The sequence below is a fragment of the Streptomyces sp. NBC_00659 genome, from assembly GCF_036226925.1.
Classification (GTDB): domain Bacteria; phylum Actinomycetota; class Actinomycetes; order Streptomycetales; family Streptomycetaceae; genus Streptomyces.
Genome location: NZ_CP109031.1, coordinates 2,733,591 through 2,757,872, shown reverse-complemented (window position 1 = coordinate 2,757,872; position 24,282 = coordinate 2,733,591). Strand labels below are relative to the sequence as shown.

The window sequence follows — 24,282 nt, the reverse complement described above, 5'->3', positions numbered from 1 at the left end:
CGGCGGAGCTTCCCTAACAAGTGTTTGGTAGGTTAGCTTGGAGTCATGAGCGACGTCGAGAGCCCGGCGTACGTACCCGGCCACGGACTGCTGAAGGGCCGCAGCGCCGTCATCACCGCCGCGGCGGGCGCCGGCATCGGCGGAGCCACGGCACGCCGGTTCCTGGAGGAGGGAGCCCGCGTCCTGATCAGCGACGCGCACACCCGCCGGCTCAAGGAGACCGCCGAGACCCTGGCGGCGGAGTTCGGCCCCGGCCAGGTGACCGCACTGCCCTGCGACGTCACCGCCGAGGACCAGGTCCAGGCCCTCTTCGACACCGCCGAGCACCTTCACGGCCGACTGGACATCGTCGTCAACAACGCGGGCCTCGGCGGCACCGCGTCCCTCGTCGACATGACCGACGACCAGTGGTCCAAGGTCCTCGACGTGACCCTGAACGGCACCTTCCGCTGCACCCGGGCCGCCCTGCGGCGGCTCAAGGAACACGGCGACGGAGGAGTCGTCGTCAACAACGCCTCCGTCGTCGGCTGGCGCGCCCAGTCCGGGCAGGCCCACTACGCCGCGGCGAAAGCCGGCGTCATGGCCCTCACCCGCTGCGCCGCGGTCGAGGCCGCCGCGTACGGCGTCCGCGTCAACGCCGTCTCGCCCAGCCTCGCCCTGCACCCCCACCTGGTGAAGGTCACCACCCCCGAACTGCTGGAAGAGCTCACCGCCCGCGAGGCCTTCGGCCGCCACGCCGAACCCTGGGAGGTGGCCAACGTGATCGTGTTCCTCGCCTCCGGCTACTCCTCGTACCTGACCGGCGAGGTCGTGTCCGTGAGCAGCCAGCACGCGTAGGACGACATTGACTTCCTCCCCCGTCTAAAGGCGGGGGGTTCCAGCGGTCGCCCGCTGGGTTTCCTGCTTCATCGACGACTGCCCCGTCCGGGAGGGCTCCCGTTGAGGTCTTACACCGTCTCCACAGGCAGACACGGCCAGCCCGGCCGCGAGAATGTTCTTCGCCGCGTTCGCGTCGCGGTCGTGCACCGTGCCGCACTCGCACGTCCATGTACGGACGTGCAGCGGCAGTTTCGCCCGGATCGTGCCGCAGTTCCCGCACAGTTTGCTGGAGGGGAACCAGTGGTCGACCGTAACGAGTTCGCGTCCGTACCAGGCGCACTTGTACTCGAGCATCGTCCTCAGCTCACGCCAGGCCGCATCCGAAATGGCCCGGGCGAGCCCGTGGTTCTTGACCATGTTGCGGACGGTCAGGTCCTCGATCACGACCGTTTGGTTCTCACGGACGAGACGAGTGGTCAGCTTGTGCAGGTGGTCGCGGCGCCGGTCGGCGATCCGGGCGTGGACCTTGGCGACCTTGCGGCGCGCCTTCTCCCGGTTGGCGGAGTCCTTCGTCTTGCGGGACAGTTCCCGCTGGGCCTTGGCGAGGCGGGCGCGGTCACGGCGTTCGTGCCGGGGGTTGGTGATCTTCTCCCCGGTGGACAGGGTCACCAGGGAGGTGATCCCCGCATCGATTCCGACCGCCCTGGTGGTGGCCGGTGCCGGGGGGATCGTGTCGTTGCAGAGCAGCGACACGAACCAGCGTCCGGCCGCGTCCTGGGACACGGTCACCGTGGACGGCGTCGCGTCGTCGGGGAGCGGCCTCGACCACACGATGTCCAGGGGCTCGCTCATCTTGGCGAGCGTGAGCCGGCCGTCGCGGTAGCGGAACGCCGAGCTGGTGTACTCCGCGGAGCGGCGGGACTTCTTGTGCGACTTGAACCGGGGGTACTTCGACCGTCCCTCGAAGAAGCTCGTGAACGCCGCTTGAAGGTGCCGCAGGCACTGCTGCAGGGGCACCGAGGACACCTCGGACAGGTAGGTGAGTTCCTCGGTCTTCTTCCACGCGGTGAGCATCGCCGAGGTCGCGTTGTAGTTGACCCTCTCCCGTCGCTGGTACCACGCGGCGGTACGTGCTTCGAGTGCCAGGTTGTAGACCTTGCGCACACATCCGAAAGTGCGCGACAGCTCCGCCGCCTGCGCATCCGTCGGATAGAAGCGGAACTTGAACGCCCGCTTCACGTGAGAGGTCATAACTCACAAAGTAGCACGACAGATTGTGACTGTATGCTGACTGCGGGTGGTGAACGGCGATCCGCCCTGGCGGCAAGCCGTCTTTCCTGCCCTGCTCCGCGGGAGCCCGGTTCTCCCGTTGGCTGCGCCAGGGGCAATCCCATCCGGCCCGGAGGCCGGGGTACCCACCGAGGAAGCCCGATGACCGCGTGCCTACCAAGAAGAAGCCCCAGGTGACCGCCACCCCCGAGCGCCGCCGCGAACTCCTCGGCACCGCCGCCGAGGTGTTCGCCGAACAGGGCTACAACGCCACGACCGTCCGCAAGATCGCGGACGAGGCCGGGATGCTCGCGGGCAGCCTCTACTACCACTTCGACTCCAAGGAATCGATGCTGGAGGAGATCCTGCGGACCTTCCTCGACGAGCTCTGGGACGGCTACGACACCGTCCTCGACGCCGGACTCGGACCCCGGGAAACCCTGGAAGCCCTGGTCACCGAGTCCTTCCGGGAGATCGACCGGCACCGCGCCGCCGTCGCGATCTACCAGAAGGAGTCCCGCCACCTCGTGGCACAGCAGCGCTTCGCCTTCCTCGCCGAGTCCCAGCGCAACTTCGAGAAGGCGTGGCTGAGCACCCTGGAACGCGGCGTCGACGCCGGGATCTTCCGCGCCGACCTCGACATCCGGCTCACGTACCGCTTCGTGCGCGACACCGTGTGGGTCGCCGCCTCCTGGTACCGGCCCGGCGGTCAGCACAGCCCCGAGGAGATCGCCCGGCAGTACCTGTCGATGGTGCTCGACGGCATCTCCGTCCGCGAGGAGACGTAAGCGAACCACTCACACCCCCAAGGGAGTCGTCATGGCCGAGGCCTACATCGTCGAAGCGGTCCGTACGCCCGTCGGGCGCCGAAGGGGAGGACTCGGCGCGGTCCACCCGGCCGACCTCGGCGCGCACGTGCTCAAAGCCCTGGTCGAACGCTCCGGTGTGGACCCGGCCGCCGTCGAGGACGTCGTCCTCGGCTGCCTGGACACCGTCGGGCCGCAGGCCGGGGACATCGCCCGCACGAGCTGGCTGGCCGCCGGACTGCCCGAGGAGGTCCCCGGAGTCACCGTCGACCGGCAGTGCGGCTCCTCCCAGCAGGCCGTGCACTTCGCCGCCCAGGCCGTCCTCTCCGGCACCCAGGACCTCGTCGTCGCCGGCGGCGTACAGAACATGACCCAGATACCCATCGCCTTCGCCTCCCGCCAGGCCGCCGAACCCCTCGGTCTCACCGAAGGCCCCTTCGCGGGCAGCGAGGGCTGGCGGGCCCGCTACGGCGACCGCCCCGTCAACCAGTTCCACGGCGCCGAACTCATCGCCGCCAAATGGGGCATCAGCCGCCGCGACCAGGAGGAGTTCGCCCTCCGCTCCCACCGGCGCGCGATCCGCGCCGCCGACGAGGGCCGCTTCGCCCGCGAGACCGTCCCCCTCGCCGGCGTCACCGCGGACGAGGGACCCCGCCGCGACACCACCCTGGAGAAGATGGCGGCCCTGAAGCCGGTCGTCGAGGGCGGCACCATCACCGCCGCCTGCTCCTCCCAGGTCTCCGACGGCGCCGCCGCGATGCTGCTCGCCTCCGAACGGGCGGTCCGTGAACACGGGCTCACCCCCCGCGCCCGCGTCCACCATCTCTCCGCACGCGGCGAGGACCCCATCCGGATGCTCTCGGCCCCCATCCCGGCCACCGCCCACGCCCTGAAGAAGACCGGCATGTCCATCGGCGACATCGACCTCGTCGAGATCAACGAGGCGTTCGCCCCGGTCGTCCTCGCCTGGCTCAAGGAGACCGGCGCCGACCCCGCGAAGGTCAACGTCAACGGCGGCGCGATCGCTCTCGGCCACCCGCTCGGCGCCACGGGCGTACGGCTGATGACCACCCTGCTGCACGAACTGGAGCGCACCGGAGGCCGGTTCGGACTCCAGACGATGTGCGAGGGCGGCGGCCAGGCGAACGTGACGATCATCGAACGGATCTGACGACTGTCCCGCCGGGCGCCGCTCGCACTCCTGCCCGGCCGGTAACCGGCGTTCAGAGGGAGCGGTACACGTCGCGGCGGTTACCCACCTTGACCACAAGGACGATCAGTTGACCGTTGTCGATCTGGTAGGCGACACGGAAGTCCCCGACGCGCAGCCGGTACAAGCCCTCTTGCCCCGCGAGCTTCTTGACGTCCGCATCCTCACGGTAAGGGTCGTCGCCCAGCCGCGTCAGGGCGGTGAGGATGCGCATGGCGCTGGTCCGGTCGAGATCGCGAAGCTGTCGCTGGGCGGTGGCGGTGAACCGGAAGGCGTACTTCACGCGGCGCCCTGGTCATCACTGAACAGGTCGGCCAGAAGCTCCGCCATCGAGATCGTGGGCTCATCGAGATGCGCGGCTGCTTCCCGGGCGAGCAATTGGTCCGCCGCCTCCTCGACCGCGTCCAGAATCGCTATGGGCACGACGGCGCCGACTCGCTCGCCCTTGCGCGTGATCACCGTGACCTCGCCGACCTCGGCGTTACTCAGGATCTCGGCCAGTCGCGCACGGGCCTCGCGGATGCTCAGCGTCTCGGTCATAGCACAAGTGTACACCGGGTTGTGTACACAAGCGATCTGTGGGAAGGCCGCTGAGAGCCACCTCCGCTTCCGTCATCACCCGCTCGACCAGTTCCGCGCAGGACGGCAGGTCCTCGATCACTCCGGCGACCTGCCCCGACGCCATCACCCCCAGATCCGTCCGGCCGTCCACCATCGACGACTTCAGGAGCATCGGGGTGTTGGCGGCGAGCAGGACCTGACTCCAGGACAGGTCCCTGCCGTGCTTCATGGTGAGGCCGTCGCGGATCATGCGGGACCAGGAGAGGCCGGAGACCCGCCGGAACCCGGCCGCGTGGCGCACGGCCCGGACGAACGCCCTCGTGCGGCCCGCCCTCTCCAGCGCGTCGACGAGCTCACTGCGCAGCATGCGGTGCGGCAGCCCGTCCACGGCCGTCGTCAGCGTCACGTCCTTGACCGTCGCCGCCAGATACCGCGCCTTCACCGCGTCCGGGACGGTCGAGTCGGAGGTCAGCAGGAACCGCGTGCCCATCGCGATGCCCGCCGCCCCGTAGGCCAGCGCCGCCACCAGCCCCCGCCCGTCGTGGAAGCCGCCCGCCGCCACCACCGGGATGTCCACGGCGTCCACCACCTGGGGCAGCAGCACGCTCGTCGCCACCTCCCCGGTGTGGCCGCCGCCCTCACCGCCCTGCACGATCACCGCGTCGGCACCCCAGGCGGCCACCTTCTCGGCGTGCCGCCGGGCGCCGACGGACGGCACGACGACCACCCCCGCCTCCTTCAGCCCGGCGATCAGCTCGCGGGACGGGGCGAGCGCGAACGACGCGACCCGCACACCCTCGTCGACGATGATCCGCACCCGGTCGCCCGCGTCCCCGGCGTCGGCGCGCAGATTCACGCCGAAGGGCCGGTCCGTACGCGACTTGACCTCCCGTACGGCGTCACGGAGCTGGTCGAGCGTCATCGTCGCGGAGGCCAGGATGCCCAGCGCCCCCGCGTTCGCCGTCGCCGAGACCAGACGGGGCCCCGCCACCCAGCCCATGCCGGTCTGCACGACGGGATGCCGGACACCGACGAGCCGGGTCAGCGCGGTCTCCATCAGCTCCCGCCCCCGCCCGGACCACCGGTCGAGGTGCCCCGTGGATCGGGTACCTCGCGTTCACGCCGACCGGCCGGGTCGAGCACCGTGCGGATCAACTCCAGCTCCTCCGCGGTCGGTTCGCGGGTGAACGGCACTTCGTCCGGGACCGTCAGCCCGAACCCCGTCGCCTCCCCGACCTGTTCGACGCTCACGCCCGGGTGGACGGACACCAGCCGCATCGAGTGATCGGACGTCGCGAAGTCCAGGACGGCCAGGTCGGTCACCACACGAGGGAGACGATGGAAGCGGGTGGCGCTCGGCCCAGCGGCACCGGCCCGGTCGTACCCCACCCCGCACACCAGGTCGACCCGCTCCACGAACACCCGCGTCGAGTGTCTGGGGATCCAGTAACTGGTCGGATTGTTCAGGGTGTTGACCGGGGCTCCGCGCACGCCCAGCAACTGCCGCCGGGGCCGGGACCAGTCGCCGACGCACGCGATGTTCTGGTTGCCGAACCGGTCGATCTGGCTCGCGCCCATCATCACGTGCCGCCGCCCGCCGGTCACCGCCGTCAGATGCCTTCGGTACGGCAGCCAGCCCTCCGGGCTGCCGTCGAGACCGACGAGCAGCGCCTCACCGTCGGTCAGCAGCAGATCCGGCGAGAAGGTGTGCCGGGCCAGCCGGGCGCCGATCGACGGGATCAGACCCATCGGACTGGCGAGTACCTCGCCGTTGTCCCGCCACGCCTCGGCGCACGCGATCACGCAGTACTCGGCTCGGCTGACGCTCACTGGTCCCGCTCCTTCCGCCAGGTGCGCACGGCGCTCTGATAGGCCTCCTCGCCGCCGCCGAGGAACCGCTCGGCGAACCCGGCGTACGGCGTGGTCGCGTACAGCTTCTGGAAGGCCTCGTCCCGTCCGTAGTCCGGAACGCACGAGGTGAAGTGCGCCCCGTTCGGCGTCTCCACCACACCGGTCACGAAGGAACGCTGGAGCAGCAGGGTCTGCGGCGCCGCCTCCTTCGTCAGCTCCGCCGTGTCCACGATCCGCTCGCAGGAGACGTACGCCGCGTCCGCCGCCTCGCAGAACAGGTCGTCGAAGTATGGATCGGGTCCCAGATACTGGCCGTTGCCCGCGCGGTCCGCCCGGTTCATGTGGACCAGGGCCGCGTCCAGACGCAGCGCGGGCATCGCGACGAACTCCTCCCGTATCCCCGAGACCGGGTCCGGATACGGCGAAGTGACCGTCCGCAGACCTGGATCGACCCGCATCACGTCCGAACCGAGCCCCGCGCGCACCGGGAGGAACGGCAGCCGGTTCGCCGCCGCGTGCAGCCCCCACATGAACATCGCCTCGTCCACCTCCCTCAGCTCGAACGCGCCGCGCTCGCGGGCCGCGCGGTAGTGCGGTTCCAGCGGGACGGAATCGAGCGTCACGAAGGCGGTGACCAGGGTGCGGATCCGGCCGGCGGCGGCGAGCAGCCCGACGTCCGGGCCGCCGTACGACACGACGGTCAGATCGGTGATCTCGCTGCGGAGCAGCGCTCTCACCAGGGCCATCGGCTTGCGGCGCGAGCCCCAGCCGCCGATGCCGAGCGTCATCCCGCTCTCCAGCCGGCCGACGACGTCCTGCGCCGACATGGTCTTGTCGCTCACCGGGGTGCCTCCTTGCCGAAGGTGTCACGGACGCGGGCGGCCACACCGGCCAGAGCGGCCTCGAAGGTGAAGCCCTGCTCGAAGCGGTAGCTGCGGCGCACGTCGACGGGATCGATGCCGTTGATGGCGGCCTTGGCGAGCCGGACGAGCTGCCCGTCCTTGGCCGCGATCTCGCGCGCCAGCTCCAGCGCCGCCGCCCGCAGCTCCCCGCCCGGCACGACCCGCCACACCGAGCCGTGCGCGTGCAGCTCGGCCGCCGTCACCGTGCGCGAGGTGTAGTACAGGACCCGCATCAGATGCTGCGGGACGAGACGCGCCAGATGCGTGGCCGCCCCGAGCGCGCCGCGATCCAGCTCGGGCAGGCCGAAGACGGCGTCCTCGCTCGCCACGATCGCGTCCGCGTTCCCCACCAGCCCGATGCCGCCGCCCAGGCAGAAACCGTGCACCGCGGCCACGACGGGCACCTCGCACTCGTACACCGCGGCGAAGGCCTCGGCGCAGCCGCGGTTCGCGCCGATCAGCGCCCCCCGGCCGGTCGGGTCGCGCTGAAGCTCCTTGATGTCGACGCCCGCGTTGAACCCGCGCCCCTCCGCTCTCAGGACGACACAGCGGACCCCCGGGTCGCCGCCCGCCGCGCGCACGGCGTCGGCGAGGTCGAACCAGCCCCGCACCGGCAGCGCGTTCACCGGCGGGAAGTCGACCGTGACGACGGAAATCCCCTTTTCCGGGGACGAGGTGGAGACACCCATGGGCACATCAGCTACCTTTCCACCAAACGTTTGTTAGGTGTGATGCGAAGCTAGCAGCGATCGCGGTCGCGCGGGAGGCCCTGTGGACAACCCGGACACCATGGACCGGCCCGGATCCGCCGTGGACCTCGGCGGCCGGACCGTCGTCGTCACCGGCGGCACCCGAGGCGTCGGCGCGGGCATCACCCGCGCCTTCCAGCGAGCCGGCGCCCACGTCGTGGTCTGCGCCCGACGGCCGCCCGAAGCCCCCCTGGGCAAGGCCGACTTCGTCCCCCTCGACCTGCGCGACCCGGCCGCGGTACACGCCTTCTTCGACGCCCTGCCCCGGCTCGACGTCCTGGTCAACAACGCGGGCGGCGCCCCCTACCGGCCGCTGGCCGAGGCCGACGCCGAGCGGCACGCCCGGGTGATCGAGCTCAACCTCACCGCCCCGCTCACCGCGTCGATCGCGGCCCGCGACCACCTCAGGCGGAACCGGGGCTCGATCGTGATGATCGGCAGCGTGAGCGGATCGCGCCCCTCGCCCGGCTCCGCGGCCTACGGCGCCGCCAAGGCCGGACTGGAGCACCTGGCCCGCTCGATGGCCGTCGAGTGGGCACCGGAGATCCGGGTCAACACCCTGGTCGTCGGCATGGTCCGCACCGAACTCGCCCATCTGCACTACGGCGGCGAGGACGGCCTCGCCGCCGTCGCCCGCACCGTCCCGCTGGGCCGCCTCGCCCAGCCCTCCGACGTCGGCGCCGCCGCCGTCTTCCTCGCCTCCGACGCCGCCGCCTACATCAGCGGGGCCTCCGTCCTCGTCCACGGAGGCGGGGAGCGGCCCGCCTTCCTCGACGCCGCCACCGCCAACAAGGACCAGCGGGGAGAAACACGATGAGCGCACGACGGCTGTGCGAGGAGCGGGTCGTGATCGTCACGGGCGCGGGCCGCGGGCTCGGCAGGGCACACGCCCTGGCGTACGCCGCGGAGGGAGCCCGGCTCGTCGTCAACGACCTCGGCGTCGGCCTCGACGGCACCCCCGCGGCGGACAGCCCGGCCCGGCAGGTGGCCGACGAGATCTGCGCGGCGGGCGGCGAGGCGGTCGCCCACGGCGGCGACATCGCGACGGCCGAGGGCGCCGCGTCCCTCGTCCGCACCGCTCTGGAGACGTACGGGAGGCTCGACACCCTCGTCAACAACGCCGGATTCCTGCGCGACCGCATGCTGGTCAACCTCGACGAGGACGACTGGGACGCCGTCATGCGGGTCCACCTGAAGGGCCACTTCCTGCCGCTCAGGCAGGCGGCGGCACACTGGCGCGCGGAGGCGAAGGCGGGCCGCGCGCCCGACGCCAGGGTCGTCAACACCAGCAGCGGCGCGGGCCTGCTCGGGTCGGTCGGGCAGGGCAACTACAGCGCCGCCAAGGCCGGCATCGTCGCCCTGACACTGGTCGCGGCGGCCGAGATGGAACACCACGGCGTCCAGGTCAACGCCATCGCCCCGGCCGCCCGCACGCGGATGACCGAGCGCGCCTTCGCCGACACCATGGCGGTCCCCGGCAGCGGATTCGACACCATGGACCCCGGCAACGTCTCCCCGCTGGTCGTCTGGCTCGGATCGGCCGCCAGCGCCGGGGTCACCGGCCGCGTCTTCGAGACCGAGGGCGGCAGGATCACGGTGATGGAGGGCTGGCGGCCGGGCCCCGGCGCCGACAAGGGCGCCCGGTGGACCCCGGCGGAGGCCGGCGAGACGGCCCGCGAACTCCTGACGCGGGCCGGGACTCCGGGGGCGGTGTACGGGGCGCGGTGAGCCTCAGCGCCCGGAGCGGGTCGTGCTCGCCTTCAGCAGGGCGACGATCTCCGCGTGCCCGGTCTGGAGGTCGTCACCCGCGAACGGCCGGCCCCGGGCGTCCAGGAGCTGGACCTCGACGGTGACGCCCTCGGGCGAAGGATGCCGGTGGGTGACGAAAGCGTGGCCGGAGCCGTGCGCGCGGGCCAGACCCTCCCGCAGCTCCGCCTCGACGCCGACGCCGACGCCGAGCAGCCGGCGGGCCTCCGCCAGCGCCTCGCCCCGCGCGCCCGCCCCGTACGCGAGCAGCGCCCGTACACAGCCGGCCGAACCCCGGTGCGCCGCCGTCACCAGCGGGGGCTCGCCCGCCGGTCCGGGCCGGCCCGGGTCCGCGCCCGCCCCCAGGAGCGCCTCCGCGACGGCGGTGTGACCCCGCCGCAGGGCCCAGGTCAGCGCGGTGAAACCGAACGCCTCCACGGTGTCCGGGTACGCTCCCGCCGACAGCAGGGCGCGCACCACCTCCGTGTGACCGCCGCAGGCCGCCCCGCACAGCGGAGCGTCCGTGCCCAGACTCAGCCGGTCGGGCTCGGCGCCGGCGGCCAGCAGCAGCCGCACGACACCGGGCCGGTCGCTCACCGCCGCCAGATACAGGGCGCTCTGGCCGTCCTCGTCGACCGCCTCCGGGCTCACCCCGGCACGCAGCAGCCGTACGACCGCGTCCTCGTCGCCCTCGTACAGGGCGGGGAAGAGGAGTGCGGTGGGGTCGTTCGTGCTCATCCTTCGACCCTCGCTCGCCACGGACACGCGAGGCAAAGGCTTTCGGGGTGTTCTGCCTCACCCGGCCCGCCCCCCGGCGCCACGAACGGCGCACGCGCGGGGCGGCGCACGGGGCCGGCCCTCAGGTGTCGCACTCCAGCACCGTCCGGCACAGCGCGCAACGCGCCCGTACCCGGCCCCGGACCGGCACCCTGATGCGCTGGTGGCAGGTGGGGCACGGGAAGGAGACGCGCAGCGGTCCGCGGTCGTCGGGCGCGAAGGCGTAGGGCACGCCGGAGTGCTCGGGGGTGTGGTGCTCCTGGGCGTGGCGGCGGTCCCTGGCGTAACGGCGCCGCCCCGCCCAGCCGGCCGCGGTCAGCGGGGGCTGCCGCCCGTCACGCAGGGCCAGCTCCATGCCCTTGGTGTACGCGGTGTACGCCTGCGGGCTGGTGAACCACACCGAGGGGTCCTCGCCGAAGACCAGAGCGCGCTTGGCGAGGACGTAACCGAACTCCTCGGGTGTCAGATAGCCGAGTTTCTGCGAGGACGCGGCGTCCTCGCGGTAGGCGTCGAGAAGGAGCCAGCCCGTGCCGAGGTAGGCCGCGGCCGTGTCGGTGAGGATCTCGGTGTCGCGGGTGCCGGGGAACGAGAGGTCCAGGCGGTGCAGATAGACGTGCATCACCTCGTGGGCGAGGGCGGCGCCGATGTCCCTGCGGTGGGTGCGGAAGCGGTCGTTGAGCTCGATGAAGTACTCGGGCCCCGCGGCGAGTTCGACATGCGCCGCGTGGGTCATCTCGCGGAAGCCGACGATCATCCGGGCGTCCGGCAGCCGGTAGTGCCGCACCATCTCACGGGCGACGCGCTGCGCGCCCAGATGCAGGTCGTCGACGTCCGCGAAGGCCACGTCGGCGGGCGCCACGCTGGTCGCGAAGGTGTGGATGGTGTCGTACGAGAGCCGCTTGTAGAGCGCGGTGACCGATGCCCGCACCGTGTCCAGATGCGGGTAGCCGTGCTCCACGGGTCCGCCGTTCGCCACGCCCGCACCCCCAGAAGACGCCGGAACTCCTCTCCACTGTAAGCGGGGTTCCGCCCGGTGGCGGGGGCGCGGGGCGAGTGGCGTTCTGTCCGGAGGCGGGGCACCGCGGGGGCCGGGCGGCGGCCGGCCGGAGGTGGTGCGCCGCGGGGCCGGGCGGCGGCTGGCCGGAATGAGGCTCTTGCCCGCTGCGGCGGCCGGTCCTCATAATCCCCACCAGCTTGGCAGGTGCATGCCATCGAGCGTTCCCCGTGCATCCGCCCTGCCGACAACCCCCCCACGAAAGGAAGCACGTTGAAGTCTCTCAGGAAGTACGGCGTCGTCAGAAGACTGCTCACCGTCGCCGCGGTCGCCCTCGCCACCGTCTCCCTCCAGCCGACGGCCGCACACGCCGCACCCGCACCCGTCGTCGGCGGCACCCGCGCCGCCCAGGGCGAATTCCCCTTCATGGTCCGCCTCTCCATGGGCTGCGGCGGCGCCCTCTACACCCAGAGCATCGTCCTGACCGCCGCGCACTGCGTGAACGGCTCCGGCACCAACACCTCCATCACCGCCACCGCCGGCGTCGTGGACCTCCAGAGCAGCAGCGCCGTCAAGGTCAAGTCCACCAAGGTGCTCCAGGCCCCCGGCTACACCGGCAAGGGCAAGGACTGGGCCCTCATCAAACTCGCCACACCCATCGCCCTGCCCACCCTGAAGATCGCCACCAACACCACCTACAACAACGGCAACTTCACCGTCGCCGGCTGGGGCGCCACCCGCGAAGGCGGCGCACAGCAGCGCTACCTGCTCAAGGCCACCGTCCCCTTCGTCGACGACGCCACCTGCAAGCAGGCGTACGGCAGCGACCTCGTCCCCGGCGACGAGATCTGCGCCGGATTCGTCGCCCAGGGCGGCGTCGACACCTGCCAGGGCGACTCCGGCGGACCCATGTTCCGCAAGGACGACACGGGCGCCTACATCCAGGTCGGCATCGTGAGCTGGGGCGAGGGCTGCGCCGAGCCCGGATACCCCGGCGTGTACAGCGAGGTCTCGACCTTCGCCGCCGACATAGCCAGAGCCGCCGCCGGCCTCTGACCCCGCCCGCCGCACGGTTCGTTCCACCCGCACCACTCGTGTGACCTGTACGACCGTACGACCCGTACGCGCGGCGCCCGCCACCCGGTCGCGGGCGCCGCGCGTACGGAGTCCCGCCAAGGGGCGCGTACGGAGTCCCGCCAAGGGGCGCGTACGGCGCACAGGGGAGTGACGAACGGTGCGTGTGCGGCGGTAGAACCGGATCCGATTCCCGTCCTCGGACCGGCATACTCGCTGCCATGACCAGCCCACACCAGCCGCCCGTCACCGCGTCCCTGCTGATCGGCGCCAAGGACGCCGCACTGCAACAGCGCCTCGACGACGAACTCACCGCCTTCAACGCGAAGGCGACCGGCGCCGGCGACCCCGAACCGATCTCCGTCAAGGTGACCGACACCGACGGGGAACTCGTCGGCGGGCTCACCGCCTGGGTGTGGGGCAGCTGCTGCGCGGTCGACATGCTCTGGGTACGAGCCGACCAGCGCCACGCAGGCTGGGGCGGCAAGCTGCTCCGCGCAGCCGAGGAGGAGAGCGCCCGGCGCGGCTGCACCGAGATCATCGTCTCCTCCTTCACCTTCCAGGCCCCCGACTTCTACCGTGGCCACGGCTACCGGGAGACCGGCCGCACCGACGGCATCCCGGGCGGACACCAGGACGTGCACTTCCACAAGGTGCTCGCCCCACGTCCCTAGCCCCACCTCGACCGGGCCCGGCGCCGATGATCGAGCCCCCGCGGGCCACGTAGGGTTGGCTGTCATGACCACCAGCACACCCCAGGAAGCCGGCCCCGACGTCAGAGCGGAGCTCGCCCGGCTGCGCGACAGCATCGACAACATCGACGCCGCCGTCGTCCACATGCTCGCCGAACGCTTCAAATGCACCCAGCAGGTCGGCCACCTCAAGGCCGCCCACCAGCTTCCGCCCGCCGACCCCTCCCGCGAGGCCCACCAGATCGCCCGGCTGCGCCGCCTGGCCGAGAGCGCGAAGCTCGACCCGGCCTTCGCCGAGAAGCTGCTGAACTTCATCATCGCCGAGGTCATCCGGCACCACGAGCGCATCGCGGACGACGCGGGCGGCGGTACGACCGACCCGGCCGCCGAGACCACTACGGCCACCACAACCACCACAACCGGCACGGCCGCCACAACCGGCACGGCCGCCACGGCCGCCACGGCCGCCACGGCCGCCACGGCCGCCATGGCCGACCCGACCGGCACGGCCGATACGCGGGAGTGACGGCGGCGGGCCACCGCTCCGCCGGCCCGGCCGCCCCTCCCGCGCCCCCGACCGCAGTCCGTGACCAGGTGGCGTCAACGCGCATATACCGGACCGCCCCTGTGTCCCGACCCTCGCCATCGGGCAGCATGGCCTTATGTCCGTACTGACGCGCGACGAAGCGCAGACCCGTGCCAAGCTCCTCGACGTCCACCACTACGGGATCGAACTCGACCTGACCGGAGGGGACGAGACCTTCGACTCCCTGACCGTCATCCGGTTCACCGCCCGCGCCGGCGCGGACACCTTCGTCGAGATGAAGCCCGCCGAACTGCGCTCCGTCACCCTGGACGGCCGGCCCCTCGACCCCGCGGCCCTCGACGAGAACCGGCTCGCCCTCAAGGGACTCACCGCCGGCGAGCACGAACTGCGCGTCGACGCCTCCATGCGCTACTCCCGCACCGGGGAGGGCATGCACCGCTTCACCGACCCCACCGACGGCGAGACCTACGTCTACACCCAGCTCTTCATGGAAGACGTCCAGCGCGTCTTCGCCGCCTTCGACCAGCCCGACCTCAAGTCCGTCTTCGAGCTCTCCGTCACCGCCCCCGAAGGCTGGACCGTCCTCGCCAACGGCGTCACCGAACACCTCGGCGACGGCCACTGGAAAGCCGCCCCCACCCCGCTGATCTCCACCTACCTCGTCGCCGTCGCCGCAGGCCCCTGGCACTCCGTACGCACCGAACACGGCGGCCTGCCCTTCGGCCTCCACTGCCGCCGCTCCCTCGCCCCGTACCTCGACGCCGACGCCGACGAGATCCTCGACGTCACCCGCGCCTGCTTCGACCGCTACCACGAGAAGTTCGAGGAGCCCTACCCCTTCGACTCCTACGACCAGGCGTTCGTCCCCGAATTCAACGCCGGCGCCATGGAGAACCCCGGCCTCGTCACCTTCCGCGACGAGTTCATCTACCGCTCCGCCGTCACCGACACCGAGCGCCAGACCCGCGCCATGGTCATCGCCCACGAAATGGCCCACATGTGGTTCGGTGACCTCGTCACCCTGCGCTGGTGGGACGACATCTGGCTCAACGAGTCCTTCGCCGAGTACATGGGCTACCAGACCCTCACCGAAGCCACCCGCTTCACCGACACCTGGGTCGACTTCGGCGTCGCCCGCAAGTCCTGGGGCTACGACGCCGACCAGCGCCCCTCCACCCACCCCGTCGCCCCCGACCCGGACGCCGTCCCCGACACCGCGTCCGCCATGCTCAACTTCGACGGCATCTCCTACGCCAAGGGCGCCTCCGCACTGCGCCAACTCGTCGCCTGGCTCGGCGAGAAGGACTTCCTGGCCGGCATCAACACCCACTTCGCCCGCCACAAGTTCGCCAACGCCACCCTCGCCGACTTCATCGACAACCTCGCCTCCGCCACCGAACGCGACGTCCACGCCTGGGCCGACGCCTGGCTGCGCACCACCGGCGTCGACACCCTCACACCCGAGATCACCGAAGCCGACGGCCAGTGGCACCTCACCGTCGACCACCAGGGCAGCCGCCCCCATCGCATCGCCGTCGGCGCCTACGACATCGTCCCCGGCGAGGGCAACCGGCTCACCCTGCGCGACCGCTTCGAACTCGACGTCCCCCAGGGCGGCTCCACCGACCCCCGGCCCGGCCGCCGCCCCGACCTGCTCCTCCTCAACGACGGCGACCTCACCTACGCCAAGGTCCGCTTCGACACCAAGTCCTTCCAGACCGTACGAGGCGCCCTCGCCGGCCTCCCCGACCCCCTCACCCGGGCCGTCGTCTGGAACGCCCTGCGCGACGCCGTACGCGACGGCGAACTGCCCGCCACGGCCTACATCGAGACCGCCCGCACCCACCTGCCGCACGAGACCGACCTCGCCGTCGTCCAGGGCGTCCTCACCTTCGCCACCGCCCACGTCGCCGACCGGTACCTGAGCCCCGAACAGCGGGCCACCGCCCTCGCCACCCTCACCGACCTGTGCCGCGACCTCATCCGCCGCACCGAGGACGGCTCCCAGCCCGGACTGCGCCTGACCGCCGTACGCCACCTCATCGACGTCGCCGTCCACCCCGACACCATCAGCGCCTGGTTCTCCGAGAGCACCGTCCCCGGCGGCCCCGAACTCGACCCCGAGCTGCGCTGGCGCATCCTCTGCCGGCTCAGCGTCCTCGGCGCCGTCGACGACGCCGTGATCGAAGCCGAACTCGTCCAGGACCCCAGCGCCACCGGCCAGGAAGGCGCCGCCCGCTGCCGCGCCGCACTGCCCGACCCCCAGGCCAAACGCGCCGCCTGGGACGCGATGTTCGCCACCGACGACCTCTCCAACTACCTGTTCACCGCCACCGCCCAGGGCTTCTGGCAGCCCGAACAGGCCGGCCTCGTCCACGCCTACGTCGAGCGCTACTGGCCCGACGCCGTGGCCCTCGCCGAACGACGCGGCCCCGCCATCGCCGAAGCCGCAGGACGCTGGGCCTTCCCCGCCTGCGCCGTCACGCCCGAGACCCTCGCCCTCGGCGAGAGCTGCCTGCGCGACGCCGACCTCATCCCGGCCCTGCGCCGCAAACTCGCCGACCAACTGGACGACCTCGCACGCGCGTTGCGGGTGAGGCAGGCCTAGCCGCCAACCCGACGAAGACCGGACACCGGAGACCGGGCACAAGACCCGGCTCCGGACCCCGGAGTCCAGACACCAGACGCGAACCCGGACGCCGGACAGCTGCCCCCGCAGCCGTCCGGCGTCCCGCGTGTCCACCCCCGTCACACAAATCCTCCGTACGGCAGTACCCCCGCCGGGGCCGAATCGTTGTCCTTGGCGGGCGCACCTGCCCAAAACACGCACACGCCGGGAAGGACCCCGCCGCACGTCCACCGGAGGACACCCATGAGCACGCCGCCCCTCGCCTCAGGCCCCGAAGGCCCCGACGCACTGCGGCCGTTGCTCCACACCGTCCTGCACGCACTCGCCGAAGGAACCGCCGCCCGCGGAGGCCCCCTCCCCGCCGGAGGACCCGCACACGTCGCCGGGCGCCTGCGCACAGCCCTCGGCGACCCCCTGCCCCACCACGGCAGCCCCGATGCCCTGCACACCCTCGTCCGCGCCCTCGCCGAAGGCGCCGCCGACCCCGCCGACCCCCTGTGCGCGGCGCACCTGCACTGCCCGCCCCTGGCCGTCGCCACCGCCGCCGACCTCGCCGTCTCCGCCCTGAACCCCTCCCTCGACTCCTGGGACCAGGCGCCCGCCGCCTCCGAACTCGAGGCACTCCTCACCCGGGCCCTCGCCGACCTGGTCTACGGCAACCCGGACGACACCTCGCACACCTCAGGCACGGAGGGTACGAAGGTCACGGAGATCGCGGAGGGCACGCGAGGCGCGGAGGGAACGCGAGGCGCGCAGGGCGACGCCCTCGTCACCACCGGCGGCACCGAATCCAACCAACTCGCCCTCCTCCTCGCCCGCGAGAAACACCACGGCATCCAACTCGTCTGCGGAGCGAACGCCCACCACTCCCTCCACCGCGCCACCTGGCTCCTCGGCCTGCCCGAACCCGTCGTCCTCCCCGCACCCGCCGGCACCCTCGACCCCGCCGCCCTCGACAGCGCCCTCAGCGACCTGCGCGGCCCCCTCCTCGTCGCCGCCACCGCCGGCACCACCGACGCCGGACTCATCGACCCGCTGCCCGACATCGCCGACCTCTGCGCCACCCACGGCGCACGCCTCCACATCGACGCCGCCTACGGCGGAGGCCTCCTCTTCAGCGACCGGCACCGCACCAAACTCGACGGACTCGCCCACGCCGACACCGTCACCCTCGACCTGCACAAACTCGGCTGGCAGCCCGTCGCCGCCGGACTCCTCGCCGTACGCGACCCCACCGACCTCACCCCGCTCACCCACCGGGCCGACTACCTCAACGCCGACGACGACACCGAAGCAGGCCACCCCGACCTCCTCGGCCGCTCCCTGCGCACCACCCGCCGCCCCGACATCCTCAAGATCGCCGTCACCCTCAAGACCCTCGGACGCCACGGCATCGGCCACCTCGTCGACCAGGTCTGCGCCCACGCCCACGAACTCGCCGACCTCACCGCCGCACACCCCGGCTTCGAGCTCTACGACCACCCCGTCATCAGCACCGTCCTCTTCCGGCCCCGAGGCGCCACCGACGACACCGTCGCCGCCGTACGCCGCACCCTCCTCGACCAAGGCCGCGCCGTCCTCGGCCGCGCCACCCTCGACGGCCGCCGCTGGCTCAAAGCCACCCTCCTCAACCCCCACACCCGGCCGGGCGACCTGGCCACGCTCCTGAAACTGGTGGAAGGACACACCCCCCGATGAGACCGACACCCCACCCCCACCCCCAGCGCCCCGACGCCGAAACCCCCCGCGACCTGGTCGGCATCGGCATCGGCCCCTTCAACCTCTCCCTCGCCGCCCTCGCCCACCCCCTCACCGAACTCGACACCGTCTTCTACGAACAACGCCCCGGCTTCGACTGGCACCCCGGCCTCCTCATCGACGGCGCCACCCTCCAAGTCCCCTTCCTCGCCGACCTGGTCACCCTCGCCCACCCCACAAGCCCCTGGTCCTTCCTCAACTACCTCAAGGACCGCGACCGCCTCTTCCCCTTCTACTTCGCCGAGCGCTTCCACATCCAACGCGCCGAATACGACGCCTACTGCCGCTGGGTCGCCGACAACCTCCCCGGACTCCGCTTCGCCCACCAGGTCGACACCGTCCGCTGGAACCCCGAACACGAGCTCTTCGAAGTCGACTTCACCCAGCTCGACATCCACGGCCGAGCCCAGGCCCTCGGCCGCACCCACGCCCGCAACATCGTCCTCGGCGTCGGCACCGCCCCCCACATCCCCGAACCCCTGAAACCACTCGTCGAGGCTCCCGACGCACCCGTCATCCACGCCGCCGACTACCTCAAACACCGCGACCGGTTCCTCGCCGCCGACCACATCACCGTCATCGGCGCCGGCCAGTCAGGAGCCGAAGTCTTCCTCGACCTCCTCCGCAACCGCCCCACCGGAAAAGAAAAGATCCACTGGCTCGCCCGCACCGAGGCCTTCGCACCCATGGAGTACTCCAAACTCGGCCTCGAACACTTCACCCCCGACTACACCCGCTACTTCCACGCCCTCACCGAACCCGTCCGCGACAGGCTCCTCGCCGCCCAATGGCAACTCCACAAAGGCATCGACGCCGACACCATCGCCGCCATCCACGACGAGCTCTACCGCCGCACCCTCCACGGCGGCTGGCCCGACGCCGTCCTCACCCCCGCCGTCACCGTCCGCACCGCCGGCCGCATCGCCACCACCAAGATCGAACTCCACCTCGAACACACGCAGCAGGGCACCCGATCCCGCCACACCACCAACGCCGTCGTCCTCGCCACCGGCTACCGCGAACGCCCCATCGCCCCCCTCCTCGCCGGACTCGACCCCTACCTCCGCCGCGACAACGCCGAACGCCCCGACATCGACAACGAGTTCCGCCTCGTCCTCGACCCCACCGTCACCGGCCGCGTCTACGTCCAGAACGCCGAACTCCACACCCATGGCGTCGGCACCCCCGACCTCGGCCTCGCCGCCTGGCGCAGCGCCACCATCCTCAACTCCCTCACCGGCAAAGACCCCTACCCCCTCCCCGGCCGCACCGCCTTCACGACCTTCGGCCTCGAACACACCCCCCGCGTCCCCGCCGCCCGTCAGGAAACCCGAACCCTCACTCGCCTCGTCCCCCTCATCCCCCTCGTCGAAGGACGATGACCACCCCCACATCCCCTCATCGGACGAGCCCCGCCGATCGGTTCACACAGAGGCCGGGATCCTCCGATCGCCTTGCACAACCGCCCAAGACAAACGGCGCCGACGCGAGAAACCGCGCCGACGCCGCCGACCTGAACCAAAAACGCCCTAGAACACGGGCACACCCTCACGCGTCAGCTTCCAGTCCACCGACGCGAACTCCTTCGGGTCCAGCACACCCTTCGCCGTGACCCACTCCGCGATACGCGTCCGGATCTCCGTCGACTCCGACCACACCTCGGTCGCCGAAGCGACATGCGGAAACGCGCCGCCACCATTGGCACGGTAGTTGTTCACCGCGAACACGAACTGCTGAGCGTCGTCCAACGGCGCACCGCCGAACGTCAGGTTCTTGATCCGCGAACCCTCCGCCTGCGCGATGTCGATGTCGTACGCGAGCCCCGACACATAGTCGTAGTTGTAGTCCGGACGACTGTTCGCGTTCGTCAGCTTCTCCGTGTCGACCACCGCACCCACGGGCGTCTGCACGAAATAGTTCGCCGAGTACTCCAGGTACGCCCGCACCTGCGCACCCGTCAACACCTTCGCCACCAGCGTGTTGTCGTACACATACAGACTCGACAGATCCCGGATCGTCACATTCCCGGCCGGGATCTCCGACGTCCGCGAGAACGGCGACGCCTGCGCGATCACCGGCAACGACGCGTACTGCGTCCCCACCAGCGCCGCCCTGACCACGTCCTCCTGCACCTTGGTGATCAGATCGATGATCGGAGCGTCCTTGTAACGCGCCTCCACCGTCGTCAACGTCTCCGTCGCCGTGCCGACCACCTGGTTGACGTACGCCACGACCACGTCGTGCTCGTCCTTCAGCAGCCGCGTGATCTTCGGGTCGTCCGCCACCGAGTTCGTGTTGCGCACCGACGCGGCCACCGACTCGACCGTCCAGCGCCCCTTCTCGAAGACCAGCGCGAAGTCGAACACCGACATCCGCTCCGCGTACGCCAGCGGCTCCGACAGCACGACGGTCTTCCCCGTCGCCGTGTTCGTGACCTTCAACTCCGGGATCTCCAGGTGCGCGTGACCCACCAGGATCGCGTCGATCCCCGGCACCTGCTGCGCCACCAACGCCGCCGAATTCTCCACGTACGGCAACTGGTCACCGTACGACGACGTACCCGACGCACCCGAATGCGCCGACACGACCACCACATCCGCACCCATCGACCGCAGCTTCGGCACCCACTTCGCCGCCTGCTCCTCAAGGCCCGGGAACGTCAACTTCCCCTGCACATAAGCCTTGTCCCAGATCGCGATACCCGGGTTCGTCAGACCCAGCACCGCCACCTTCACCGGCGGCGCGCCGTGGACGTGGAACTCCTTCATGAAGTACGGAGGGAACGCCGGCTTCAGCGTCTTCGCGTCCAGCGCGTTCGCGCCCAGCAGCGGGAAACGGCACTGCGACTCGAACTTCCGCAGTGTCTCGATGCCGTAGTTGAACTCGTGGTTCCCGAGAGCCACCGCGTCATAGCCGATCGCGTTCATCGCCTGCGCCATCGGGTGCACCGGACCACCCTTGGCGGTGATCGGATCCACCTTCGCGTAGTAGTACGTCAACGGAGTGCCCTGGATCGTGTCACCGGCGTCCAGCAGCAGCGTGTTGCAACGCCCCTTCTCCGCACGGATCTCGTTCACCAGCGTCGAGATCCGTGCCAGACCCTGAGCGTTACCCGCCTTGTCCGCGTACTCCGCGTCCTTGAAGTAGTCCCAGTTGAAGACATGACCGTGCAGATCGGTGGTCCCCATCACCGTCAGCTCGTACCGCTTCACCGGCCGGCCCCCCTTCGCCCTCTCCGCGGCCTGGGCCACCGGAGCCGCGCCCACACCCGCGAGCGCCACCCCCGCACCCGTCACGGCGGACTCTTTCAGAAACTTCCGGCGGTTCAACGGCATGGCTCGAACTCCTCGGGAAATTGGTCAACGACGCGCGTAGATTCTGGCCCAACACACGCCCCCGCAAAAGACCCTGGAGGTTTCCATCTCGTGGCCGTACAGCGCCACTGACCCCCCACCTCCTGACAGAGTGGGACGTATGACCCCCGACACCGCCCCCGCCACCCACCCGACCCCACCCCCCGTCCCCTACGGCACCCCCGACACACCCCGCATCGCCGTCCGAGGCGAAGCCCGTCTCGAAGTCGACCCCGAGATCGCCCGCATCACCATCACCGTCACCGCCCGCGGCAAAGACCGACGCGAAACCCTCGCCGACCTCACCCGCCGCAACACCCTCGCCCTCGACCTCGTCAAAACCTACGGCGACGCCGTCGAACACCTCGAGACCAGTGCCCTCACCATCACCCCCGAACTCGGCCGCCACGGCCGCGGAGAACGCGTCCGCACCCACCACGGCCTCGTCCACATCACCGCCGAACTCAACGACTTCACCGCGCTGGGCGAACTCACCACCGCCCTCGCCGACCTCGACCTCACCCGCGTCGACGGCCCCTGGTGGACCCTGCGCCCCGACTCACCCGCCCACCGCACAGCACGCCAACAGGCCGTCCGTGAAGCCGTCCAACGCGCCCGCGAATACGCCGAAGCCCTCGGCACCACCCTCACCGCACTCGTCGAACTCGCCGACACCGGCGCCGAGGACACCCACCCCCGAGTCCCCCAGAGCGCCCGCGCGCTCAGCCGGGCCGCCTACGGCGCCGGCCCCACCGAGGACGAACCCGCCCCCCTCGACCTCGAACCCCAACGCCAGCACGTCCACGCCCAGGTCAACGCCCGCTTCACCATGGCACCTCCACGGCTCTAGCCACACCTGGAAGCATCACGGAAAGTCACCGCGAGGCTCTTCCTCGCACCCATCCCAGGGCCCGGCGCACACTGGACGGGCACAGGTCGAAGAACGCGCCCGCCACACCAAGCACCATGCTCCGCTCATCGGAGCGGCGCGGCGCACAATTCAACAGTTGTCAATAACCCTTCACGCAAAGGTTGTTGAGTAGTCATGCGCGACCAATTCTCTACCGACCGGTAAGGCCTAGGCTCGAATCATGCGCCGAGCGAAAATCGTCTGCACCTTGGGCCCCGCCACCGACTCGTACGACCAGATCAAAGCCCTGGTCGAAGCCGGAATGGACGTAGCCCGCTTCAACCTCAGCCACGGCACCCACGCCGACCACGAGGAACGCTACCGACACGTCCGAAAGGCATCCGACGAAACCGGCCGCAGCGTCGGAATCCTCGGCGACCTTCAAGGCCCGAAGATCCGCCTCGGCCGCTTCACCGAAGGCCCCGTACTCCTTGAACGCGGAGACACCTTCACCATCACCGTCGAAGAAGGCGCCGAAGGCGACCGCGACCACTGCGGAACCACCTACGACGGACTGGCAACGGACGTCACTCCCGGTGAACGCATCCTCGTCGACGACGGCAAGGTCTCCCTCGAAGTCACCTCCGTCGACGGCCCCCGCGTCCGCACCACCGTCATCGAAGGCGGCATGGTCTCCGACCACAAAGGCCTCAACCTCCCCGGCGTCGCCGTCTCCGTCCCGGCCCTCTCCGACAAGGACGAGGCCGACCTCCGCTGGGCCCTGCGCACCGGCTTCGACGTCATCGCCCTCTCCTTCGTCCGCAGCGGCAAGGACATCCACGACGTCCACCGCATCATGGACGAAGAAGGCCGCCGCCTCCCCGTCATCGCCAAAGTCGAAAAGCCCCAGGCCGTCGACAACATCGACGACATCGTCGCCGCCTTCGACGGCATCATGGTCGCCCGCGGCGACCTCGGCGTCGAAATGCCTCTGGAACAGGTCCCCATCGTCCAGAAGCGCGCCATCAAGCTCGCGAAGCGCAACGCCAAGCCGGTCATCGTCGCCACCCAGATGCTCGACTCGATGATCGAGAACTCCCGCCCCACCCGCGCCGAAGCCTCCGACGTCGCCAACGCCGTCATCGACGGCACCGACGCCGTCATGCTCTCCGGCGAGACCAGCGTCGGCAAATACCCCATCGAGACCGTCAGGACGATGTCCCGCATCGTCGAAGCGGCGGAAGAAGACATCCTCGCCAAGGGCCTTCCGCCTCTCACCGAACGCAACAAACCCCGCACCCAGGGCGGTGCCGTCGCCCGAGCCGCCGCCGAGATGGGCGACTTCCTCGGCGCCAAGTTCCTCGTCGCCTTCACCCAGTCCGGCGACACCGTCCGCCGCCTCTCCCGCTACCGCTCACCCATCCCCCTCCTCGCCTTCACCCCCACCCCCGCCACCCGCTCCCAGCTCAACCTCACCTGGGGCGTCGAAACCTTCCTCGGCCCCCACGTCGACTCCACCGACGCCATGGTCGACCAGGTCGACGAACTCCTCCTCAAGTACGGCCGCTGCGCCAAGGGCGACGTCGTCGTGATCACCGCCGGCTCCCCGCCCGGAGTCACCGGCTCCACGAACCTGGTCCGCGTCCACCACATCGGCGAGGACGACAGCCCCAAGTAGCAGGCGGAGGTGCTTCT

General features: G+C 70.8%; 22 protein-coding genes and 1 pseudogene. 13 read left to right on the top strand and 10 right to left on the bottom strand.

Going from position 1 to position 24,282, the window contains the following annotated elements; genetic code table 11:
* Nucleotides 1-45: 45 nt before the first annotated feature.
* Nucleotides 46-837 carry an SDR family oxidoreductase gene (locus tag OG410_RS12020; RefSeq protein WP_329299114.1) on the top strand — a complete coding sequence of 264 codons (792 nt, stop codon included), beginning with the start codon at nt 46-48 and terminating at the stop codon, nt 835-837.
* A gap of 24 nt (nt 838-861) precedes the next feature.
* On the opposite strand, the gene OG410_RS12015 is transcribed toward OG410_RS12020, so the two are convergent.
* A complete protein-coding gene (locus OG410_RS12015; protein ID WP_329299113.1) occupies nt 862-2,070 on the bottom strand; it encodes an RNA-guided endonuclease InsQ/TnpB family protein in 1,209 nt (402 codons plus the stop codon).
* Between the two features lie 188 nt (nt 2,071-2,258).
* Here OG410_RS12015 and OG410_RS12010 point away from each other — a divergent pair, with 188 nt between their 5' ends.
* Together OG410_RS12010 and OG410_RS12005 are read left to right on the top strand one after the other, a co-directional pair.
* A complete protein-coding gene (locus OG410_RS12010) occupies nt 2,259-2,876 on the top strand; it encodes a TetR/AcrR family transcriptional regulator (RefSeq protein WP_329299112.1) in 618 nt (205 codons plus the stop codon).
* Between the two features lie 31 nt (nt 2,877-2,907).
* The gene (locus tag OG410_RS12005; protein ID WP_329299111.1) at nt 2,908-4,065 is read left to right on the top strand and encodes an acetyl-CoA C-acetyltransferase; all 1,158 of its coding nucleotides are present in this window, start codon (nt 2,908-2,910) and stop codon (nt 4,063-4,065) included.
* Between the two features lie 52 nt (nt 4,066-4,117).
* On the opposite strand, the gene OG410_RS12000 is transcribed toward OG410_RS12005, so the two are convergent.
* Genes OG410_RS12000 through OG410_RS11975 form a run of 6 tightly spaced genes read right to left on the bottom strand, consistent with a single transcriptional unit; the run spans nt 4,118 to nt 8,107 of the window.
* Entirely contained in the window at nt 4,118-4,387 is a 270-nt protein-coding gene (locus OG410_RS12000; RefSeq protein WP_329299110.1) for a type II toxin-antitoxin system RelE family toxin, read from the bottom strand.
* Nucleotides 4,384-4,644, bottom strand: a complete 261-nt coding sequence (locus OG410_RS11995; RefSeq protein ID WP_329299109.1) for a type II toxin-antitoxin system Phd/YefM family antitoxin — start codon at nt 4,642-4,644, stop codon at nt 4,384-4,386. The genes OG410_RS12000 and OG410_RS11995 overlap by 4 nt, the downstream gene beginning before the upstream one ends.
* The gene (locus OG410_RS11990) at nt 4,586-5,722 is read right to left on the bottom strand and encodes an NAD(P)H-dependent flavin oxidoreductase (RefSeq protein ID WP_329299108.1); all 1,137 of its coding nucleotides are present in this window, start codon (nt 5,720-5,722) and stop codon (nt 4,586-4,588) included. The genes OG410_RS11995 and OG410_RS11990 overlap by 59 nt, the downstream gene beginning before the upstream one ends.
* Nucleotides 5,722-6,495, bottom strand: a complete 774-nt coding sequence (locus OG410_RS11985; RefSeq protein WP_329299107.1) for a CoA-transferase subunit beta — start codon at nt 6,493-6,495, stop codon at nt 5,722-5,724. The genes OG410_RS11990 and OG410_RS11985 overlap by 1 nt, the downstream gene beginning before the upstream one ends.
* Nucleotides 6,492-7,358, bottom strand: coding sequence for a CoA transferase subunit A (locus OG410_RS11980; protein WP_329299106.1), 867 nt, complete (start codon nt 7,356-7,358; stop codon nt 6,492-6,494). Before OG410_RS11980 ends, OG410_RS11985 begins: the two co-directional genes overlap by 4 nt.
* Nucleotides 7,355-8,107 carry an enoyl-CoA hydratase family protein gene (locus OG410_RS11975; protein ID WP_328453560.1) on the bottom strand — a complete coding sequence of 251 codons (753 nt, stop codon included), beginning with the start codon at nt 8,105-8,107 and terminating at the stop codon, nt 7,355-7,357. Before OG410_RS11975 ends, OG410_RS11980 begins: the two co-directional genes overlap by 4 nt.
* Nucleotides 8,108-8,207: 100 nt before the next feature.
* Here OG410_RS11975 and OG410_RS11970 point away from each other — a divergent pair, with 100 nt between their 5' ends.
* On the top strand, nt 8,208-8,984 hold the full coding sequence (locus OG410_RS11970) for an SDR family oxidoreductase (RefSeq protein WP_443063883.1): 777 nt from the start codon (nt 8,208-8,210) through the stop codon (nt 8,982-8,984).
* The gene (locus OG410_RS11965; protein WP_329299105.1) at nt 8,981-9,895 is read left to right on the top strand and encodes an SDR family oxidoreductase; all 915 of its coding nucleotides are present in this window, start codon (nt 8,981-8,983) and stop codon (nt 9,893-9,895) included. The genes OG410_RS11970 and OG410_RS11965 overlap by 4 nt, the downstream gene beginning before the upstream one ends.
* Before the next feature lie 3 nt (nt 9,896-9,898).
* On the opposite strand, the gene OG410_RS11960 is transcribed toward OG410_RS11965, so the two are convergent.
* Both OG410_RS11960 and OG410_RS11955 read right to left on the bottom strand, forming a co-directional pair.
* Nucleotides 9,899-10,651 (bottom strand): ankyrin repeat domain-containing protein, encoded by a 753-nt coding sequence (locus OG410_RS11960; RefSeq protein ID WP_329299104.1) that lies wholly within the window; start codon nt 10,649-10,651, stop codon nt 9,899-9,901.
* Between the two features lie 121 nt (nt 10,652-10,772).
* Nucleotides 10,773-11,666, bottom strand: a complete 894-nt coding sequence (locus OG410_RS11955) for a hypothetical protein (RefSeq protein ID WP_329299103.1) — start codon at nt 11,664-11,666, stop codon at nt 10,773-10,775.
* A 291-nt stretch (nt 11,667-11,957) separates the two neighbouring features.
* Here OG410_RS11955 and OG410_RS11950 point away from each other — a divergent pair, with 291 nt between their 5' ends.
* From OG410_RS11950 to OG410_RS11925, 6 genes and pseudogenes are all read left to right on the top strand, one after another.
* The gene (locus tag OG410_RS11950) at nt 11,958-12,740 is read left to right on the top strand and encodes a S1 family peptidase (protein ID WP_326788379.1); all 783 of its coding nucleotides are present in this window, start codon (nt 11,958-11,960) and stop codon (nt 12,738-12,740) included.
* A 239-nt stretch (nt 12,741-12,979) separates the two neighbouring features.
* Entirely contained in the window at nt 12,980-13,432 is a 453-nt protein-coding gene (locus tag OG410_RS11945; protein ID WP_329299102.1) for a GNAT family N-acetyltransferase, read from the top strand.
* A 64-nt stretch (nt 13,433-13,496) separates the two neighbouring features.
* Nucleotides 13,497-13,826 (top strand): annotated as a pseudogene (locus OG410_RS11940) (chorismate mutase); the annotation flags it as partial.
* 286 nt (nt 13,827-14,112) lie between these two features.
* Nucleotides 14,113-16,605, top strand: a complete 2,493-nt coding sequence (pepN, locus tag OG410_RS11935) for an aminopeptidase N (protein ID WP_329299101.1) — start codon at nt 14,113-14,115, stop codon at nt 16,603-16,605.
* Nucleotides 16,606-16,869: 264 nt separating this feature from the next.
* Nucleotides 16,870-18,324, top strand: coding sequence for a pyridoxal phosphate-dependent decarboxylase family protein (locus OG410_RS11930; protein ID WP_329299100.1), 1,455 nt, complete (start codon nt 16,870-16,872; stop codon nt 18,322-18,324).
* The gene (locus OG410_RS11925) at nt 18,321-19,766 is read left to right on the top strand and encodes a lysine N(6)-hydroxylase/L-ornithine N(5)-oxygenase family protein (protein WP_329299099.1); all 1,446 of its coding nucleotides are present in this window, start codon (nt 18,321-18,323) and stop codon (nt 19,764-19,766) included. The genes OG410_RS11930 and OG410_RS11925 overlap by 4 nt, the downstream gene beginning before the upstream one ends.
* A gap of 147 nt (nt 19,767-19,913) precedes the next feature.
* Here OG410_RS11925 and OG410_RS11920 read toward each other — a convergent pair whose 3' ends face one another.
* Nucleotides 19,914-21,719 carry a 5'-nucleotidase C-terminal domain-containing protein gene (locus tag OG410_RS11920; RefSeq protein WP_329299098.1) on the bottom strand — a complete coding sequence of 602 codons (1,806 nt, stop codon included), beginning with the start codon at nt 21,717-21,719 and terminating at the stop codon, nt 19,914-19,916.
* A gap of 139 nt (nt 21,720-21,858) precedes the next feature.
* On the opposite strand from OG410_RS11920, the gene OG410_RS11915 reads away from it, so the two are divergent.
* A complete protein-coding gene (locus OG410_RS11915; protein ID WP_329299097.1) occupies nt 21,859-22,587 on the top strand; it encodes an SIMPL domain-containing protein in 729 nt (242 codons plus the stop codon).
* Between the two features lie 241 nt (nt 22,588-22,828).
* Complete coding sequence (gene pyk / locus OG410_RS11910; protein ID WP_329299096.1) at nt 22,829-24,265, top strand: pyruvate kinase; 1,437 nt, start codon at nt 22,829-22,831, stop codon at nt 24,263-24,265.
* Nucleotides 24,266-24,282: the final 17 nt, after the last annotated feature.

What these genes read in the sequence shown, in the direction of transcription:
- OG410_RS12020 (WP_329299114.1), top strand. Translation starts at nt 46, where the DNA reads ATGAGCGACGTCGAGAGCCCGGCGTACGTACCCGGCCACGGACTGCTG.
- OG410_RS12015 (WP_329299113.1), bottom strand. Translation starts at nt 2,070, where the DNA reads ATGACCTCTCACGTGAAGCGGGCGTTCAAGTTCCGCTTCTATCCGACG.
- OG410_RS12005 (WP_329299111.1), top strand. Translation starts at nt 2,908, where the DNA reads ATGGCCGAGGCCTACATCGTCGAAGCGGTCCGTACGCCCGTCGGGCGC.
- OG410_RS11995 (WP_329299109.1), bottom strand. Translation starts at nt 4,644, where the DNA reads ATGACCGAGACGCTGAGCATCCGCGAGGCCCGTGCGCGACTGGCCGAG.
- OG410_RS11990 (WP_329299108.1), bottom strand. Translation starts at nt 5,722, where the DNA reads ATGGAGACCGCGCTGACCCGGCTCGTCGGTGTCCGGCATCCCGTCGTG.
- OG410_RS11975 (WP_328453560.1), bottom strand. Translation starts at nt 8,107, where the DNA reads ATGGGTGTCTCCACCTCGTCCCCGGAAAAGGGGATTTCCGTCGTCACG.
- OG410_RS11970 (WP_443063883.1), top strand. Translation starts at nt 8,208, where the DNA reads ATGGACCGGCCCGGATCCGCCGTGGACCTCGGCGGCCGGACCGTCGTC.
- OG410_RS11965 (WP_329299105.1), top strand. Translation starts at nt 8,981, where the DNA reads ATGAGCGCACGACGGCTGTGCGAGGAGCGGGTCGTGATCGTCACGGGC.
- OG410_RS11960 (WP_329299104.1), bottom strand. Translation starts at nt 10,651, where the DNA reads ATGAGCACGAACGACCCCACCGCACTCCTCTTCCCCGCCCTGTACGAG.
- OG410_RS11945 (WP_329299102.1), top strand. Translation starts at nt 12,980, where the DNA reads ATGACCAGCCCACACCAGCCGCCCGTCACCGCGTCCCTGCTGATCGGC.
- pepN (WP_329299101.1), top strand. Translation starts at nt 14,113, where the DNA reads ATGTCCGTACTGACGCGCGACGAAGCGCAGACCCGTGCCAAGCTCCTC.
- OG410_RS11930 (WP_329299100.1), top strand. Translation starts at nt 16,870, where the DNA reads ATGAGCACGCCGCCCCTCGCCTCAGGCCCCGAAGGCCCCGACGCACTG.
- OG410_RS11925 (WP_329299099.1), top strand. Translation starts at nt 18,321, where the DNA reads ATGAGACCGACACCCCACCCCCACCCCCAGCGCCCCGACGCCGAAACC.
- OG410_RS11920 (WP_329299098.1), bottom strand. Translation starts at nt 21,719, where the DNA reads ATGCCGTTGAACCGCCGGAAGTTTCTGAAAGAGTCCGCCGTGACGGGT.
- OG410_RS11915 (WP_329299097.1), top strand. Translation starts at nt 21,859, where the DNA reads ATGACCCCCGACACCGCCCCCGCCACCCACCCGACCCCACCCCCCGTC.
- pyk (WP_329299096.1), top strand. Translation starts at nt 22,829, where the DNA reads ATGCGCCGAGCGAAAATCGTCTGCACCTTGGGCCCCGCCACCGACTCG.